This window comes from Clostridioides sp. ES-S-0001-03, from assembly GCF_020676075.1.
Taxonomy (GTDB): Bacteria; Bacillota; Clostridia; order Peptostreptococcales; family Peptostreptococcaceae; genus Clostridioides.
The window spans coordinates 125,399-140,877 of record NZ_JACVWJ010000006.1; the positions used below are offsets into that span (position 1 = coordinate 125,399).

Sequence of the window (15,479 nt, forward strand, 5' to 3'; positions counted from 1 at the left end):
GCACAACAATAAAACTATCGCTTTATTTTGTTTACTTATTAAATTTGATTTTATTTACTCTTTTCCAGCAATACTTACATCAACGATTTTATGATATCAAGTACCCCGAACAACATCATCCTTTCATATTTTTATTTTATAGATGTATTGTATACTTACTATCTCTATTTGTCAATAAATTTCAGTTTAAATAATTTATAATATTAAATTAAAAAGTACACTATTGTATCTAAAATTAATCAAAAAAAGACAACTGAATATCGCTTGAATGTTTTAATTTTTCTTTCATTACTTTGTCATAACTACTTGATAAAGAATACTTATTTCTAAGTTGATTGACCATTTTATAAAGTTGGTTTTTATACTCTTTATTAGCTGAACCTGTACTGTACAATACTGATAATTTATCAAATAAATCAGGAAATTCTTTTTTAATGAATTCAAAAAAAACACCTCTAGTTATACCTCTTAAATACAGAGTTCCAGGTAGCACATAGTGTACATTACTTTCTTTTGCATATCTAAATAATGAATTTATGTTATCAAAATTATCTGTAATATAAGGTATGATTGGCATAATATGAAGACCAACTGAAGCGTTAGTTTTTCTAAATTCTTTTAACATTTCAAATCTTCTCATTGAATCTACTCCATTTGGCTCAATGAGCTTTTGTGTCTTTTCATCTACAGTCGTAATTGTAGATGCTATGTTAATATATGTAATTCTAGATAATTTATCAACCAAATCATAATCTCTTAAAATTAAATCCGATTTTGTAGAAATAATTGCTGGGGTTTTATATTTGATTAATAGATTCAATATTTCTGGCATAATTTTATACTCAGCTTCTATAGGTTGATAACTATCTGTCACTCCACCTATATTAATTACTTCTCGCTTCCACTTATTGCTACTCAATTGTTTCTCAAGCATTTCTACTATATTTGTTTTTACATAGATATCTTCAAAATAATTATTAGAATTAATATACTTATGTGAATAGATAGCATAACAATATTTACATGCATGTTCACATCCACGATAAATATTTAAATCCCATTTATATGGAATACTTCTTTTTAGTTTATTGCAAGCAGTTTCACAATTTATTGGAATATATTTTACTTTATTATACAAACAATCACCTCTTTACATCTAATAATATCATAATATTAAATTATAGTAATTAAAGTAAGTTATTACCATGCCATAATTCATAGTCATCACCGTATTTACAAAGTAATATATCCCATTCATTCATGGATATTCCTCCACACACTGCTTTTTCTTCTAAATTATATAGACATTGCTTTAAATATATTTCATTATGCCAATCTCTATATAAATTTTCTAAATTTAGATTATATACTACAGATACATCCATTGAGAAATTGTTATTGTTCCATTTTAGCATTTCTATAAACTTAGTTTCATTAGGTCTATAAGCCCTTTTTACCATTTCATCATGTACAACTTTAGCATAAAACTTAAATTCATCAATACTATAATTTAATACTTTATTTACTAATAGATGATTTGGAGTACCTTTTTTCTCTATAGAACCTTTTATAGCGAATAGTTCTCTCCATTGACTTACTAATTGATTTTTTGGTAATACATCAATCAAATCTTTATGCCATAATCTCATAATCTAACTCCTCACTATAAAATATTATCTAAATTTAGTACTTAAATTACCTTATAGTTTTACACGTTCAATAATTTTATCTGTAAAAACTATGCCATCCAAATGGTCTATCTCATGACAAAGACATTTTGCCATAAGTCCTGAACCTTTAATTATTATTTTCTCACCATTCTCATTTAAAGCTTGAACTGTAACTTTTTTAGGTCTTTTTAATTTTCCCCATACATCAGGAAAACTTAAACAACCTTCAACAACAATTTGCTCTCCTTCTTCTTTAATAATTTCAGGATTGACAAGTTTAATAAGTCCCTCTCCTAAATCTATAACAACTAAACGTTTTAATATTCCCACTTGGCATCCAGCTAAACCCCCACCATTTGGTGTATTGTACATGGTTTCTGCCATATCATTTAATAGGTCTCTTATCTTATTATCTACTTTTTCTACATTCTTACTCTTTTTTCTTAAAATTTCATCGTCAAAAGTTCTAATCTCTCTTAGAGCCATAATATTCCCCCCTACTTATCTGAGCTCTTGATTTTCTCTCACTTTGTTCAAATAAAAATATACTTTCTATTGGTTCATTAAAAACTCTTGAAATATCATATGCTAACCATATTGAAGGTTCATTTTTTCCAGTCTCTATAGCATTTATAGCCTGCCTAGATGTTCCAACTAATTCTCCTAGTTGTTCTTGTGTTAACCCCAATTTTTCTCTTAATACCTTGATTTTATTTTTCATATATACTCCATTCATGTAATGTTAACCTTACATTTAAACTGTAACATTTTCTAATTTTTATGTCAAGTCAACCTTACATTTATTTTGATAATCTATTTAACTAGATATTTTTTTATTGAATTTTTTAAGTAATAAAACAATCCAAATTAATGATACAATAAATGAGATAAAAATATATATGTAGTTACTATCTTTAAATGCCTTTGCTAACCAAAATGATGGTAAGAAAAGTAAAATATATTGTATTTTATTTAAAATAAAAAATGGTGCTGTAATACCTAACATAAAAAGTCCTGATAACTTTGTAAGTGCCATACCTTCTAATTTATTTGATGATAAAGAAATTATTAATATTGATATAATAATTCCCTGAGTCAAAGATACTAAAGAAATTGCCAAATTTAATAAAAAAGAAATTTTAGTTATCGAAAAAGTTAATAATAAAATTACTGTAATGGCAAAGGCTAATATAGCTGGTATTCCAAGTCTTGAAATAAGATAACCACTTTTTCCAATAGGAGTGATTATCAAATACTTTGAAATATTATCATCAATTTCTCCTAACATAACCATAGTAGAAGCAAAAAAGAACATAAAAGGTGTTATAAAAGCTAAAAGCAAGTCAAATACTAAAAAATATGGTTCTAAAGTTAATTTATAATAAGAACTATCAATTAATATATTTTGAATTAATGGTATTCCAAATTTTATAAGTCCTCCACATAATATTGGAGAAATACATACTACAAAAAGCATAGCATCACCTTTTATTTGCTCAAATTCTTGTCTAAAAGCATTAATAATTTTTATCATAACTTTATACCACCTACCTTTTTCCAAATACTACAAACAAAATAATATGTTATAAAGTAAACTATTATAGTCATCAATATTAAAATTAATATATTAGTTACTAAAGAATTTTTATCTCCACTAATAAGAGAAATACATATATTAAAAGGATACAAGTTGGTGAATACACTTAAATCCATCAATACATTAATTATTGGTGGCACAAAGCAGACAATCTCAATAGGAATAGTTAAAACAATAAATTGATTTAAACTTGATGCTCTACTTGCAAGTATAAGCCCAAGTAATGAAAATATTATGGATGCAAAGAAAGTTCCCATAATTACTATCAAAATATTATTTAAATTTGCTGTAATTGCAATTACCATAGATACAATACTAGATATTATTGACAATGAAATCACCTTTGATAAAATATATTCTGATATTTTTATGGGAGATACAGCTAGGGAATTTAAAACTCTTTGACTCTTCTCAAGAAGTACAATTGCTCCCATAAAAAATAGTCCCATTGCCGCTGGGTCAGAATAAATCATAATTATAGCTACCTTTTCTCTCAATAATGGTGGAAAGGCATTAAGCAAACAAATATATACAATACTTAAAGTAACATATAAAAAATAAAATCCATATTTAAATTGAAACTTTACATCTCCTAAGATAAGATTTTTTAATCTCATTGTAAATTCCTCCCTGTTATCTCAATAAAAATATCATTTAATGTCGGTTCACTGCTATGTATTGATAAGAGCTTATTTTCCTTAATAAGCATATTTAATTTTTTGTCATTACTAGTATCATTTAAAAAACATTCAGAAGTTTTTTCTTCATTATCAAAATCTTCATTATCAAAATATGTATATCTAATTTTAACAGCACCTTTTGACATAATAAGATTATGTGGTGTATCTAATGCAGATATTTTCCCATTTACAATGAATGCTACCCTATCACAAAGTTCTGTTGCATCCAACATATTATGAGTTGTTAAAATAATAGTTTTACCTTTAGATTTTTCTGACAAAATCATATTTTTCATAATCTTACTATTTGATGGGTCAAGTCCACTTGTTGGTTCATCTAAAAACAATATATCTGGATTATGTAATAAAGCTTTTATAAAATTTAGTCTTGATTTCATACCCTTTGAATATTCTGATATTTTTTTATTTGCTTCACTTTCTAATCCTACTGATTTTAGTAGTTCATCAATTGGTAATAATTTTTTAGAATATAAAGATCCAAAGTATTTTAAATTTTCTATTGCAGTTAATTTTTCATATAAACTAGGAAATTCAAAATCAACGCCTATATTCTCATAAAATTTATTTGAATGTTTTTTGCTTTCTATTCCATTTACAAATACACTTCCTTCATAATTGGTTATCATACCAATTAGAATTTTTTGTAATGTTGATTTACCTGCTCCAGATGGTAATAATATATTAGTACAAAAAAATTACTAGAAAACAACCTTTTAAAATCGTTTTTAAGACACTTAGAAACTTTCTTCGATACTTTTATATAGCTAACCCTTAGCATCTTAATTATAAATTTAAGCATAAAAAAGAAGGCAATAGCTTTTAACTATCACCTTCTTTTTTTATTTATAAATTGTCTTTGTATGCTCTTTCTATTCTATTTTTACCTTGTTTAAAATAACTATTGTCTAGCTCTATACCTATAAACTTTCTTTTAGTATTTGCACATGCAACACCAGTCGCACCACTTCCAAAACAATTATCTAGTACAACATTTTCTTCTTTAGTATATGTTTTTATTAAATATTCTAATAGGTTAATTGGTTTTTGAGTTGGATGAATACAATTAGTTTCTTTATTAAAATATAATGTGTTACTAGGATAATTTGTGTATTCTTGTATATATTCTTTGCCAGTTAATCCACCACGATATATATTCTCTCGTTCTCCATCTTTTCTTATTTTTTTAATTGGTTTATCTAATTTTTTCAGACCTTGAGGAGTGTATAATGGTGCATTTTTATAAAAAACATTTATATCCTCTACACATCGTAAAGGCTGATATTTACAAAATGCAAATCCTGTTTTTGTATTTTTAATCCAGTACCAACTATATTTATAATTTTTTAAATTAGATGCAATTAATTTAGTTGTAAATGGTTGAGCTGAAAATAAAACCATAGCTCCATTATTTTTTATTATTCTATTATATTGTTTCCACATCTCTTCTAAGTTTATAATACTATCCCATTTGCAATTAGTCATTCCATAAGGAAGGTCGCATAAAATTAAGTCTATTGATTTGTCTTTTATAGTTTCCATTACCTCAATACATTCCCCATTGAAAAGCTGATATTTTTGTATGTCTAACATATTGTAACCCTCCTAATATTATGTATTATATTCGAGTTGAATCTGGATATAGTATTTATTGTTATGCTTAATATCTTACTTTTTTATAAATAGCAATGCTTTTTTAATTGTTTCCCAAACATCAATATCGTATATTTGTGTAAACTTTTCACCTGTATTTTTAGCTATTTCCACCATTTTTTTACTAGCTCCACCACCAACAACATATAAATTTTGTGTTCGATGTGGTTTATAATTTTCTATGTCTGTGACTAGATAACTTTCTTTTTCTCTCTTGTAATATAACCCCAATAAATCTGCTGCTACTTTATCATCTCCAGCATAAACAATTGTGTGTTTATATCTATTGTAATTGTTTTCTTCTGCTGAACTTACATGTTTAGTTATAGCTTCTACAATTGCATTAGCTAACTTATCAGCTCCTAAATTTAAATATTTATTTGCATCTTCTGTATCAACAAAGCATACTTCTATTAACATACTTTTAGCTTTTGTTTTCTTTACTACATATAAGCCACTTCCATCTTTTACCCCTCTATTTGTAAATCCTAGAGCAGATATTTTTTTGCAAACGTCTATAGCATCTTGATACTGTTTACCTTTATATGTGTAAACTTCGCACCCTCTCCCTTTTCCAGCATTAAAGTGAATGCTTATAAACCAGTCAAGGTCTTGTCTATTTGCCTGTGCTGTTATCTTAGATAAACATTCTGATTGAGTAGACGCTTTATCTATAGTACAATCGACTACATTGTTACCTAAAGCTTTTAATTTATCTATTACTTTATATCCTACATTTCTTGTCTCTACAGATTCGTTTATTATTCCTACTGCTCCACTTCCTGCCCCTGCCTTTGTATGTCCACAATTTACACCTATTTTCATCTTATTTATTCCCCTTTCTAAGTTGTTCTAGTGCTTCTTTTATTCTAGCTGGTACTGGCAAACCTATTGCTGCACAATTTTCTGTTATACTTAATGCTTCATTTGCTATGTAAAAATAACAAACTAATGTCTTAAATATCCAGTCTCCATTATTTATTAGTCTGTCTAATAATGCTGCTACTGCCACAATTACAAGTATTCCACTTTTTTTTGCAATTCCTTTGAATCCTACACTACTAGAAAGTTTCTTAAGCACAAACCCTTTAATCACTCCAAACAGATAGTCTATTAGCATAAGAGTTAATAGGATAGCCAGTACTTCCTCCCAAGTTCCAAATAACCACGTAAAATACGTTCCTATCAGTGCTGTAATAGTGTTTAATTTTCCATCATAAATATTCATTTTTTTCTTTCCTCTCTTTTTATTATTAAATTTTAAATAACTAATTAATAAACATACACATAAAAAAAGAACCTATACTATTTCACTTGGTTCTACTGGTGTTTCTTCTTTAATTAATAAATTTGTTAACTCTGTGTATTCACTTTCTTTTATTCTATTCATTGCATAGAATACATCTAGCTTAGTTTGTAACTCTTCTTTAGTTTCATAATTTTTTTGTTCAATCATTCTTTTTAAAATATTATACATGTTACTACCTCCTAGTCTTATATATTTTTTATAACACATTGTTTGTGTTAAGTTCCAACATAGCTATTCTATAAGCATTATCTATTAGTAAATTATCCTGCTGCTTTTGATTTTCTATTAAAGTTGTAATTTTATTTGCATTTATTTCTTCAATTGGTAGTTCTGATTTAGGTGGATTCTTTTGTAATTCCAACCATCCATTGTAGACTTCTTCTCCTGTCTTAATTAGCCCTCCATTTTCTATTACTGGAGTAAATAATTGTTTATCTTCTGTAACAAAATAATTATCTATATTATTTAAATCATTTTCAAACCCATATTCTATTAAAAATTCTTTCTTTTTTTCTAGGTTTAACATACCTCGATTCCTTTCTTATTCAATAAAATAAGTTCCATAACTATACACATCTACATTACTTCCTAATTGTGTAGTTTGAAGATATCCATTTCCAAAATTAAAAAATATAAAACCTTGAACTAATTGATTGCTTTGAGTTGTAAAAACGGGAAAAACATAAAAGGTTTTAGGTATAAATCCATTTGGTAATTTTAATAAGGTCGTACCATCTGTTGTTGCTCCACCTGTTATTCGCATATGAAAACTAACTTGATTACCATTTTTACTTATTATAAATCCTCCATTATCTGAAACAGTTCTCTTCCATCCATTTAGAAGTTTATTAGATAAATCCATAATTCTAGGACTAGACTGTATATGATTTATATTTTTTATACTGCTTTTAATAACATCTATTTGACTTCCTAAATTTCTAGTACATTCAAAACTAATATTAGTGACAATATTAGAATTACAAATAAATTTAGTTTTATTGTCATATTGATATAAATTTATTGAAGAAATATCTATCTCTTTATGCTCTTTCAAAGGTCTTACTAAAGTAACTTTGTTATTGTTTAACCATGAATTAAAACCCTCTAAATTTGGGGTTGCTAATCTATCTTTAAAAATCCTTACCCAAATATTACTAGACGTCTCATAAACTCCCTCAACAGTATTAGTTGCATCAAATATTACTATTGGTTTAAACATATCACAATATAAGTTTGTATTATTAGATACACTTTTACCTATAGGATTTTTAAATAGCAAGGTTGCATCATTTGAATTAGCTGTAAATTCAGACCAAAAACTTTGACCATCTAATGTGATTTCTTCGCATCTTTGTATTAACTTATAACAACCATCTTTATAAACTATTCCATCTCTTGTACCATCTGGTAATCCTCTAAGTGTATATTGAATTACTTTTTTATCAAACAAACTCATATCTTCTTTACAAGATATAATTTCTATATTATCTCCTTGACCAACACTTTGTAGCCCTTCAAAATAATTAATATCTACACTTGTATAATCACCTTCTAAAATTATCACTGACTTAGTAAACTCTTGTTTATCTGTATCAGTTTCTCCCCAGCCCTTTTCACTGTGGGCTACACAAAGACAGCTAGTATCAGTTATATCTATGTCTATAGTATATAGAGTTTTACTATCTGGATTCATTTTAAATTTAATTACATTATTGTGAAAATAGTATATTTCTTTATTACTTAAATTAATAAATGTATATTCTTTTCCTTTTTCAATGTACTTAAATGGATTTAAATATCGCAAACCTTCTGTTATAGCTATGTTGTTTGGATTAGCTAAATTAACTAGTGTTTTTCCTTCTATATTTAAGTTAGTTAAATAACCTTTCTTACTGTTTTCTATAGTATATTCTCCTGTATTGGTAGTACATTTTATATTTTCAGCCTCAACTAAATTTTCTATATCTAAAATACTTTTTTTACTAGTTTCTGTGTCTGTAAATAATATGTCTAAAGCTTGTTTCGAGTTTGAAATTTCTTCATTTTTTATATTTGTATAATTTATATCTTCTGCATTTGCAACTATTCCTTCTATATCACTAACATTATGTTTATGTTCTTTATTCGCTTTTTTACTAAGTTCTAAATTAATATTATCCTGTTCATTATTTAATTTATTAATATTTTTTACCACATCTTCATTTAACAATTTATCACCTTCTTTTTTATTTAGAGAGCTACAAAAGTAACTCTCCATTTTGAACATAAAAAAGAACTATTCAGTATAGTCCTCATCTATTATTTGCTTATATTCTACTTCAGTTATTTTATTCTTACCTACTGAATTTTTAACCATTTCTTTAGTCCACATTTTATTATCATAATAATATTTTATTTTATCGTAATTTAACATTATATTAATCCTCCCATCATTAAACTGTAATTTATGTTTGCATTTTCCTGTTCTAACTCTTTAATCTTTTTTAATACTTCTTGTTCTGGTGTTAAAGGTATTTCTACATACTCATATGTAATCTCTTTTGTTGCCTTATCTACATACATAACAGATGCAAAACCTTCTCTTTGTTCTGCTTCTACTATTTCATTAACTAATACTCCATTTAATTCTAATTCTTGAGCTGATTTACCCAATCCATTTACTTTATCAAAAGGCATATTGTGTATTAAATTTACTTTATACATATTACCTTCTTTATGTTTTAAACCTGTTAAATATTTTTGATTACTCATTTTTATTTCCTCCAAATTTTTTAATTATAATAAGCTACTTTCTGTACTGTATGTGTATTTTGTATTTTTCTTACAGTTTTATCGTAACCACCACTAATAATATTATTTTGTGAGTCTAAACATACTGAATACACAGTATGTGTATGCCCAATAAAACTCCATATTTCTTCTCCATCTGCTGATAATTTTCTCACTGTATTATCGCTACTGCCACTATAAATATTATCTTGAGAATCTACAAATACTGAATACACACTACTTGTATGACCTGTAAATTTCCATATTTCAGTACCATCAACAGATATTTTTCTTACAGTATTATCATAACTACCACTATATATATTGTTTTGTGAGTCTGCACATACTGAATATACAGTATTTGTATGACCTGTAAATTTCCATATTTCAGTACCATCAACAGATATTTTTCTTACAGTATTATCAATACTGCCACTATATATATTGTTTTGTGAATCTGAACATACACTATTAACATTATTTGTATGCCCAATAAAACTCCATATTTCTGTTCCATCTTTTGATATTTTTCTCACTGTATTATCTGCTCCACCACTATATATATTATCTTGTGAATCTACACATACTGAATATACAGTATTTGTATGACCTGTAAATTTCCATATTTCAGTACCATCAACAGATATTTTTCTTACAGTATTATCATAACTACCACTATATATATTGTTTTGTGAATCTGAACATACACTATTAACATTATTTGTATGTCCTGTAAATTTCCATTCTTCTGTTCCATCTTTTGATATTTTTCTTACAGTTTTATCCCAACTACCACCATATATATTATCTTGTGAATCTACACATACTGAACTTACAGGAGAAGCATTATCAGTAAAACTCCATATTTCAATAGGAGCAGGTAACACCTCTTTCACAATAGTATCTAGTTTAGTTATTTTGTGTATTTCACTTTGATTGTCTTTTGTAACTAAAATACCTAAATTTTGTTGTAGTTTTCTTACAGTAGTATCATTACTTCCACTATAAATATTATTTTGTGAGTCCGCATATACTGAATTTACATAATTTGTATGTCCTGTAAATTTCCACATTTCAGTACCGCTTGATGATATTTTTCTCACTGTATTATCAATACTTCCACTATAAATATTATCTTGTGAGTCCGAACAGACTGAATACACATAATTTGTATGTCCTGTAAATTTCCACATTTCAGTACCGCTTGATGATATTTTTCTTACAGTTTTATCGCTACTGCCACTATAAATATTATCTTGCGAATCTACACAGACTGAGTACGAACTATTTGTATGCCCAGTAAACTTCCATACTTCTACTCCATTTGATGATATTTTTCTCACTGTATTATCGCTACTGCCACTATAAATATTATCTTGCGAATCTACACAGACTGAGTACACAATATCTGTATGTTCTATAAATTTCCACATTTCAGTACCTTCAGAAGAAATTTTTCTTACTGTTTTATCATAACCACAGCTATAAATATTATTTTGAGAATCTACACATACACTTCTAATATAACTCGTATGTCCTGTAAATTTCCATACTTCTGCTCCATTTATTGATATTTTTCTTACTGTATTATCACTACCACCACTGTAAATATTGTCTTGGTAATCTACACATATTGAATATATAATACCTGTATGCCCAGTAAACTTCCATACTTCTACTCCATTTGATGATATTTTTCTTAAAGTTTTATCACTACTGCCACTATAAATATTATCCTGTGAATCTACACAGACTGAATGTACTGTATTAATATGTTCTTTAAAACTCCAAATTTCTTCAACATCATCAGGCATATCTGGCATTTGTTTTATACTACTAATATTACTTGCCATAGTTTGAAATGTATCACTACTATTAGTTGGTACTTTTTTGTCAGTAATAGCAGTAGCGATTAATTCCTTTCCATTACTGACAGATTGAAAAAGTTCATTAACTGCATCTGTTAGGTTTTTAGCATTTGTGCTTAATTCGTTTACACCTATTTTTGCATCAATTTTAACGCTAGAATAAGTACTATCTAGTGCTGTTATATTATCGTTTATTGTAGCTGTTATAACTTCTTTATTTGTATTACCATTTACAACAGTCACTTTTACATCTATATTACTTTCATTAAAAATTTCTATTGTATTAGAATCAACTACAGTATAAGAATTAGTCATACTTTTCTTAGTTGCTTCATCCAATATGGCAACAAATATATTCTCCGTAACAAGATTATGGTTAACTGTAAGTTTAAAGTATTCTCCATCAGATAACCAATCAGATTCAACATAAGACTTACTAAAGGCTACATTAGTTGCAGCCGAACTCATTTCAGCTATTTTTTCATATACTTTATCAAAATCATATGTAAATCTTTCTTTCAATGTATTTTTTTGAGTTCCATCGTAAGCTTCTCTTGTTTGTATTATTTCTCCTGTTGTATTTGTACTTTCCAACTCTTCAAATCTTTGTTCAAATTCAGTTAATTTATTAGATACAGTTGTTGTCATATCTGTTTTAGCAGTATCCACTTCAACAATCTTGTTGTCAACTTCAACTATTTTAGTATCTACTTCATTTATCTTATTATTAGTTTCAACTATTTTATCATCAATTTGTTTTTGTTGTTCTTTTAATTTATTATCTAGCGTTATATCAACCTCATTAAATTTTTCATCAGTTTTATCAATTAATTCTTTTTCCATTCTTTTTATAGAATTTTGCCTATCTATTTCTTGTGTTTTTCTTATTTCTTCATTTTCTTTTCTTACTAACTCATTAGCTTCTCTTGTTTCTTCACTGGTTTTTCTTACTTCTTCACTTTCTTTTCTTACCAGTTCATTAGCTTCTCTTGTCTCTTCACTGGTTTTTCTTATTTCTTCATTTTCTTTTCTTACCAGTTCATTAGCTTCTCTTGTCTCTTCACTGGTTTTTCTTATTTCTTCATTTTCTTTTCTTACCAGTTCATTAGCTTCTCTTGTTTCTTCACTGGTTTTTCTTACTTCTTCATTTTCTTTTCTTACCAGTTCATTAGCTTCTCTTGTTTCTTCACTGGTTTTTCTTACTTCTTCATTTTCTTTTCTTACCAGTTCATTAGCTTCTCTTATTTCTTCCTGTTCCTCTATCAAATTTTCTAAATTTTCAACTCTAGTAACCAGAATATCATTATCTTTCAAGACTTCTTTGACTTGACTTATTAATAATACTAAAACACCAAATTCATCTGCATTTTCAATATCATCATCATTTACAAGCCCTTCTTCTACTCTATAATAAAATCTTGGAGATTCTAAAGACCCCTCACTATTTATAGCCATGATTGTAAATGGGTTTATACCTGCACCCTTCAAAGCTTCCCTAGTAATTGGAATCTCTACTTCTCCATTTTCTGCATCCAATATGACACATGGAGAGTTCACCTTATTACCTACATTCTTCCATATGTTGACTATGACATCATAGTTACTTAAATCCATTATCTTTCCATCATTTTTTAGTTGTGCTTTAATAAAAGCTGTATTAATATCATTTTCACTATATATTATTTTTTTTACTATATTTTTTCTATTTTCATACTCTGAAAAATCTATTTCTAAAAAATATTGTTTTACTTCATAGTCTCTGTTTCGCATTGTTCAACACCCTCTACATTTTCAGATAGTTTTTTAAGCGATATAATATTTTCTTCTAATTCTTTTATTTTTTTATCTTTGTCTTTTATCTCTATATCTTTTTGCATTGCTATACTCTTATAGAGCAACATATTAGACATACTCTTATTCAATTCTTCTTGTACATTCTCATACAGAATTTTAAAATCTACATCCATTTTTATTCTCCTTTACTTTGTAATCCTTGTATATTTTTTTCTAATTCTTTTATTTTATTTTCTAATTCTTCTCTTTTTAATACTTCTTCTTTTAACGCTGCTGCTATAATAGTTGTATATCCAGATACACTAAATTTTAGCCCTTCATCGTTATAATCATAAACAAACATTTTTCCAACTTCTGTATCTTTTATATCATTTGCTATAAATCCGATTTGTTGATTATTTTCTTCTTCACTAAAATTTTTATAATTAAATGTAGCTATTTTCAAATCATCTGTTAAAAAATTTAAAAAAGGTGTTTCTATATTCATTGAGAAAGACCTTCTTTTTGTCATACTTATATAATTAATATTTTCTTTGAACCTGTTATCTGATGTACTTCTAACATCATCACACCTTAATGTATCGCAGTAAACATTTCTCCATGTGTTATAGCTTTGTCCTAAGTCAGTTCTGCTTTGGTCTGGGAAGAATGAATATGGGTCATTAGTAAAACAAAATCTTGCATTTCCACATTTTACAAAAGCATCATCTTGTTTTACTTGTAGTCTTACCTCTCCATCAACAAATATGTTTGCTCCATATCTATTTATAAATAGATAGTTTTCATTATACTTTAATCTTACTGCACTTCCTTTTACAGAACCATTGCTTTCTTGTGCATCTAAGCATATAGATGCACTACTATCTTCAAACAATCTAATAATAGGGTCGTGACCTCTTGGAGTAGTTAAACAATCACATGCTATAGAGCCATTCAAAATTGTTATCCCATCATAGTTAATAGTCACAGAAGCTGAACTTATTTTATTAAAAGCTATCCTTACACTATCATATTTTTGTTCTATTAAAGAACTAAATTCTCCTTTACTAACCTTTAGTGCTATTTCATCAGATAATAGTTTAATTTCAGATTTTATATTTTTTTCTGTTTCTTGTACACTCATAGTCATTTGATTAGATTTAATATTAAAATTCGCTAATTCTTCTGATATACTTCCACCTGCACCAAGTAAAATTATATTGTCCAGAACATTTTTCAATTCATTTATTTTTATATTATATTTAGAAAAAGTATTTATAACTAAAACCTTGTCACTAGGAGTTGCGACACCATCTGCTATAGCTGAATTTATTACAGTTTTCAAATTGTCATGAGCTTCATTTAAAGCATTTTTAGCATTATTTATATTTAATTTTCCAGTTGTATCAACATTTTTATCACATATTAAAATTACTTTTTCAATTTGCACATATAGCAATTTTTTCTTATCATCAATAATAGTATTTTGTATATTTATTTCTGTTTTTTCCTCATTTGTTACTTTATCATCTTTGAAATATTCTGTTATCTTAGAGCTATATAAGCCAATCGCTGCATTTAATTCTATGATATTTTTATTAACATTTTCTCTTAGTTCATTTATTTCTTTATTATCTGTAAAATCTTTTCTAACACTTTTAACACTAGCGTCTATTTCATCAGATTTTAATTCTAATTTTGTTATATTTTCTTTTATCTTTGTATCTTCTTCTTTTAAATCTCCTATCGTCGTTTTTACTCCTGTTATATCTGTTTCTATAGAAACAAATCTTTTGTCATTTTCCTCATTTTTTTCATATAATCCATGAATGTGTTTTTCAATAGACTTTATAGAATCCCCATCAAAAGATATACTGAAATTTGAATCTTCACTTTGTGGAACTATATTATGCATACCATTTGTATTAGTTATTACAAGAAATTTTTCATCCGAATTATCAAATAAAATATTTGAATCTTCTAATTGATAAGGGTTCTTTCTATTCCAGTAGATGTATTTCATGCAAGAATATTTTTCTGCAACATTGTAAACTTCATTATGGTAATGTACTATTATTCCAGTTATACGAACATATGAAAAAGTAGGGCTATTATCTAATACAGCCAATGACTTTCACCCCT

At 27.0% G+C, this 15,479-nt stretch carries 17 protein-coding genes and 1 pseudogene; all 18 read right to left on the reverse strand.

Annotation, left to right across the window (positions count from 1 at the left end; all coding sequences use genetic code 11):
• Window positions 1-235: 235 nt before the first annotated feature.
• The 18 genes and pseudogenes from IC174_RS13710 to IC174_RS13795 all read right to left on the reverse strand — a co-directional run bounded on the left by IC174_RS13710 (window position 236) and on the right by IC174_RS13795 (window position 15,465).
• Complete coding sequence (locus IC174_RS13710; protein WP_227483152.1) at window positions 236-1,138, reverse strand: radical SAM protein; 903 nt, start codon at window positions 1,136-1,138, stop codon at window positions 236-238.
• 49 nt (window positions 1,139-1,187) lie between these two features.
• Entirely contained in the window at window positions 1,188-1,649 is a 462-nt protein-coding gene (locus IC174_RS13715) for a pyrimidine dimer DNA glycosylase/endonuclease V (RefSeq protein WP_227435873.1), read from the reverse strand.
• Between the two features lie 51 nt (window positions 1,650-1,700).
• A complete protein-coding gene (gene def / locus IC174_RS13720) occupies window positions 1,701-2,156 on the reverse strand; it encodes a peptide deformylase (protein ID WP_227435871.1) in 456 nt (151 codons plus the stop codon).
• Window positions 2,137-2,391: a helix-turn-helix transcriptional regulator gene (locus IC174_RS13725; protein ID WP_227483153.1), complete on the reverse strand. Its 255-nt coding sequence runs from the start codon at window positions 2,389-2,391 to the stop codon at window positions 2,137-2,139. Before IC174_RS13725 ends, def begins: the two co-directional genes overlap by 20 nt.
• 96 nt (window positions 2,392-2,487) lie before the next feature.
• Window positions 2,488-3,204 (reverse strand): ABC transporter permease, encoded by a 717-nt coding sequence (locus IC174_RS13730; RefSeq protein ID WP_227483154.1) that lies wholly within the window; start codon window positions 3,202-3,204, stop codon window positions 2,488-2,490.
• Entirely contained in the window at window positions 3,201-3,884 is a 684-nt protein-coding gene (locus IC174_RS13735) for an ABC transporter permease (RefSeq protein ID WP_227483155.1), read from the reverse strand. The genes IC174_RS13730 and IC174_RS13735 overlap by 4 nt, the downstream gene beginning before the upstream one ends.
• Window positions 3,881-4,639: pseudogene (locus IC174_RS13740) on the reverse strand (ABC transporter ATP-binding protein); the annotation flags it as partial. The gene IC174_RS13735 and the pseudogene IC174_RS13740, both read right to left, overlap by 4 nt.
• A 172-nt stretch (window positions 4,640-4,811) precedes the next feature.
• Window positions 4,812-5,558 (reverse strand): site-specific DNA-methyltransferase, encoded by a 747-nt coding sequence (locus IC174_RS13745; RefSeq protein ID WP_227483156.1) that lies wholly within the window; start codon window positions 5,556-5,558, stop codon window positions 4,812-4,814.
• 75 nt (window positions 5,559-5,633) lie between these two features.
• On the reverse strand, window positions 5,634-6,443 hold the full coding sequence (locus IC174_RS13750; RefSeq protein WP_227483157.1) for an N-acetylmuramoyl-L-alanine amidase: 810 nt from the start codon (window positions 6,441-6,443) through the stop codon (window positions 5,634-5,636).
• A 1-nt stretch (window position 6,444) separates the two neighbouring features.
• A complete protein-coding gene (locus tag IC174_RS13755; protein ID WP_227483158.1) occupies window positions 6,445-6,846 on the reverse strand; it encodes a phage holin family protein in 402 nt (133 codons plus the stop codon).
• Between the two features lie 72 nt (window positions 6,847-6,918).
• On the reverse strand, window positions 6,919-7,095 hold the full coding sequence (locus tag IC174_RS13760) for a hypothetical protein (protein ID WP_227483159.1): 177 nt from the start codon (window positions 7,093-7,095) through the stop codon (window positions 6,919-6,921).
• A gap of 28 nt (window positions 7,096-7,123) precedes the next feature.
• The gene (locus IC174_RS13765) at window positions 7,124-7,453 is read right to left on the reverse strand and encodes a hypothetical protein (protein WP_227483160.1); all 330 of its coding nucleotides are present in this window, start codon (window positions 7,451-7,453) and stop codon (window positions 7,124-7,126) included.
• 15 nt (window positions 7,454-7,468) lie between these two features.
• On the reverse strand, window positions 7,469-9,136 hold the full coding sequence (locus tag IC174_RS13770) for a hypothetical protein (protein WP_227483161.1): 1,668 nt from the start codon (window positions 9,134-9,136) through the stop codon (window positions 7,469-7,471).
• Window positions 9,137-9,202: 66 nt separating this feature from the next.
• Window positions 9,203-9,340: an XkdX family protein gene (locus IC174_RS13775; protein WP_227483162.1), complete on the reverse strand. Its 138-nt coding sequence runs from the start codon at window positions 9,338-9,340 to the stop codon at window positions 9,203-9,205.
• Window positions 9,340-9,678, reverse strand: coding sequence for a hypothetical protein (locus IC174_RS13780; protein WP_227483163.1), 339 nt, complete (start codon window positions 9,676-9,678; stop codon window positions 9,340-9,342). Before IC174_RS13780 ends, IC174_RS13775 begins: the two co-directional genes overlap by 1 nt.
• A gap of 20 nt (window positions 9,679-9,698) precedes the next feature.
• Window positions 9,699-13,334: a BppU family phage baseplate upper protein gene (locus IC174_RS13785; protein WP_227483164.1), complete on the reverse strand. Its 3,636-nt coding sequence runs from the start codon at window positions 13,332-13,334 to the stop codon at window positions 9,699-9,701.
• Window positions 13,310-13,531 (reverse strand): hypothetical protein, encoded by a 222-nt coding sequence (locus IC174_RS13790; protein ID WP_021382691.1) that lies wholly within the window; start codon window positions 13,529-13,531, stop codon window positions 13,310-13,312. The genes IC174_RS13785 and IC174_RS13790 overlap by 25 nt, the downstream gene beginning before the upstream one ends.
• A gap of 2 nt (window positions 13,532-13,533) precedes the next feature.
• A complete protein-coding gene (locus tag IC174_RS13795) occupies window positions 13,534-15,465 on the reverse strand; it encodes a tail fiber domain-containing protein (RefSeq protein WP_227483165.1) in 1,932 nt (643 codons plus the stop codon).
• Window positions 15,466-15,479 lie beyond the last annotated feature (14 nt).

Excerpts from the sequence above, each read along its gene's own strand:
- IC174_RS13780 (WP_227483163.1), bottom strand. The coding sequence starts at position 9,678 with ATGAGTAATCAAAAATATTTAACAGGTTTAAAACATAAAGAAGGTAAT.
- IC174_RS13725 (WP_227483153.1), bottom strand. The coding sequence starts at position 2,391 with ATGAAAAATAAAATCAAGGTATTAAGAGAAAAATTGGGGTTAACACAA.
- IC174_RS13735 (WP_227483155.1), bottom strand. The coding sequence starts at position 3,884 with ATGAGATTAAAAAATCTTATCTTAGGAGATGTAAAGTTTCAATTTAAA.
- IC174_RS13760 (WP_227483159.1), bottom strand. The coding sequence starts at position 7,095 with ATGTATAATATTTTAAAAAGAATGATTGAACAAAAAAATTATGAAACT.
- IC174_RS13715 (WP_227435873.1), bottom strand. The coding sequence starts at position 1,649 with ATGAGATTATGGCATAAAGATTTGATTGATGTATTACCAAAAAATCAA.
- IC174_RS13755 (WP_227483158.1), bottom strand. The coding sequence starts at position 6,846 with ATGAATATTTATGATGGAAAATTAAACACTATTACAGCACTGATAGGA.
- IC174_RS13790 (WP_021382691.1), bottom strand. The coding sequence starts at position 13,531 with ATGGATGTAGATTTTAAAATTCTGTATGAGAATGTACAAGAAGAATTG.
- IC174_RS13730 (WP_227483154.1), bottom strand. The coding sequence starts at position 3,204 with ATGATAAAAATTATTAATGCTTTTAGACAAGAATTTGAGCAAATAAAA.
- IC174_RS13745 (WP_227483156.1), bottom strand. The coding sequence starts at position 5,558 with ATGTTAGACATACAAAAATATCAGCTTTTCAATGGGGAATGTATTGAG.
- def (WP_227435871.1), bottom strand. The coding sequence starts at position 2,156 with ATGGCTCTAAGAGAGATTAGAACTTTTGACGATGAAATTTTAAGAAAA.
- IC174_RS13765 (WP_227483160.1), bottom strand. The coding sequence starts at position 7,453 with ATGTTAAACCTAGAAAAAAAGAAAGAATTTTTAATAGAATATGGGTTT.
- IC174_RS13775 (WP_227483162.1), bottom strand. The coding sequence starts at position 9,340 with ATGTTAAATTACGATAAAATAAAATATTATTATGATAATAAAATGTGG.
- IC174_RS13750 (WP_227483157.1), bottom strand. The coding sequence starts at position 6,443 with ATGAAAATAGGTGTAAATTGTGGACATACAAAGGCAGGGGCAGGAAGT.
- IC174_RS13785 (WP_227483164.1), bottom strand. The coding sequence starts at position 13,334 with ATGCGAAACAGAGACTATGAAGTAAAACAATATTTTTTAGAAATAGAT.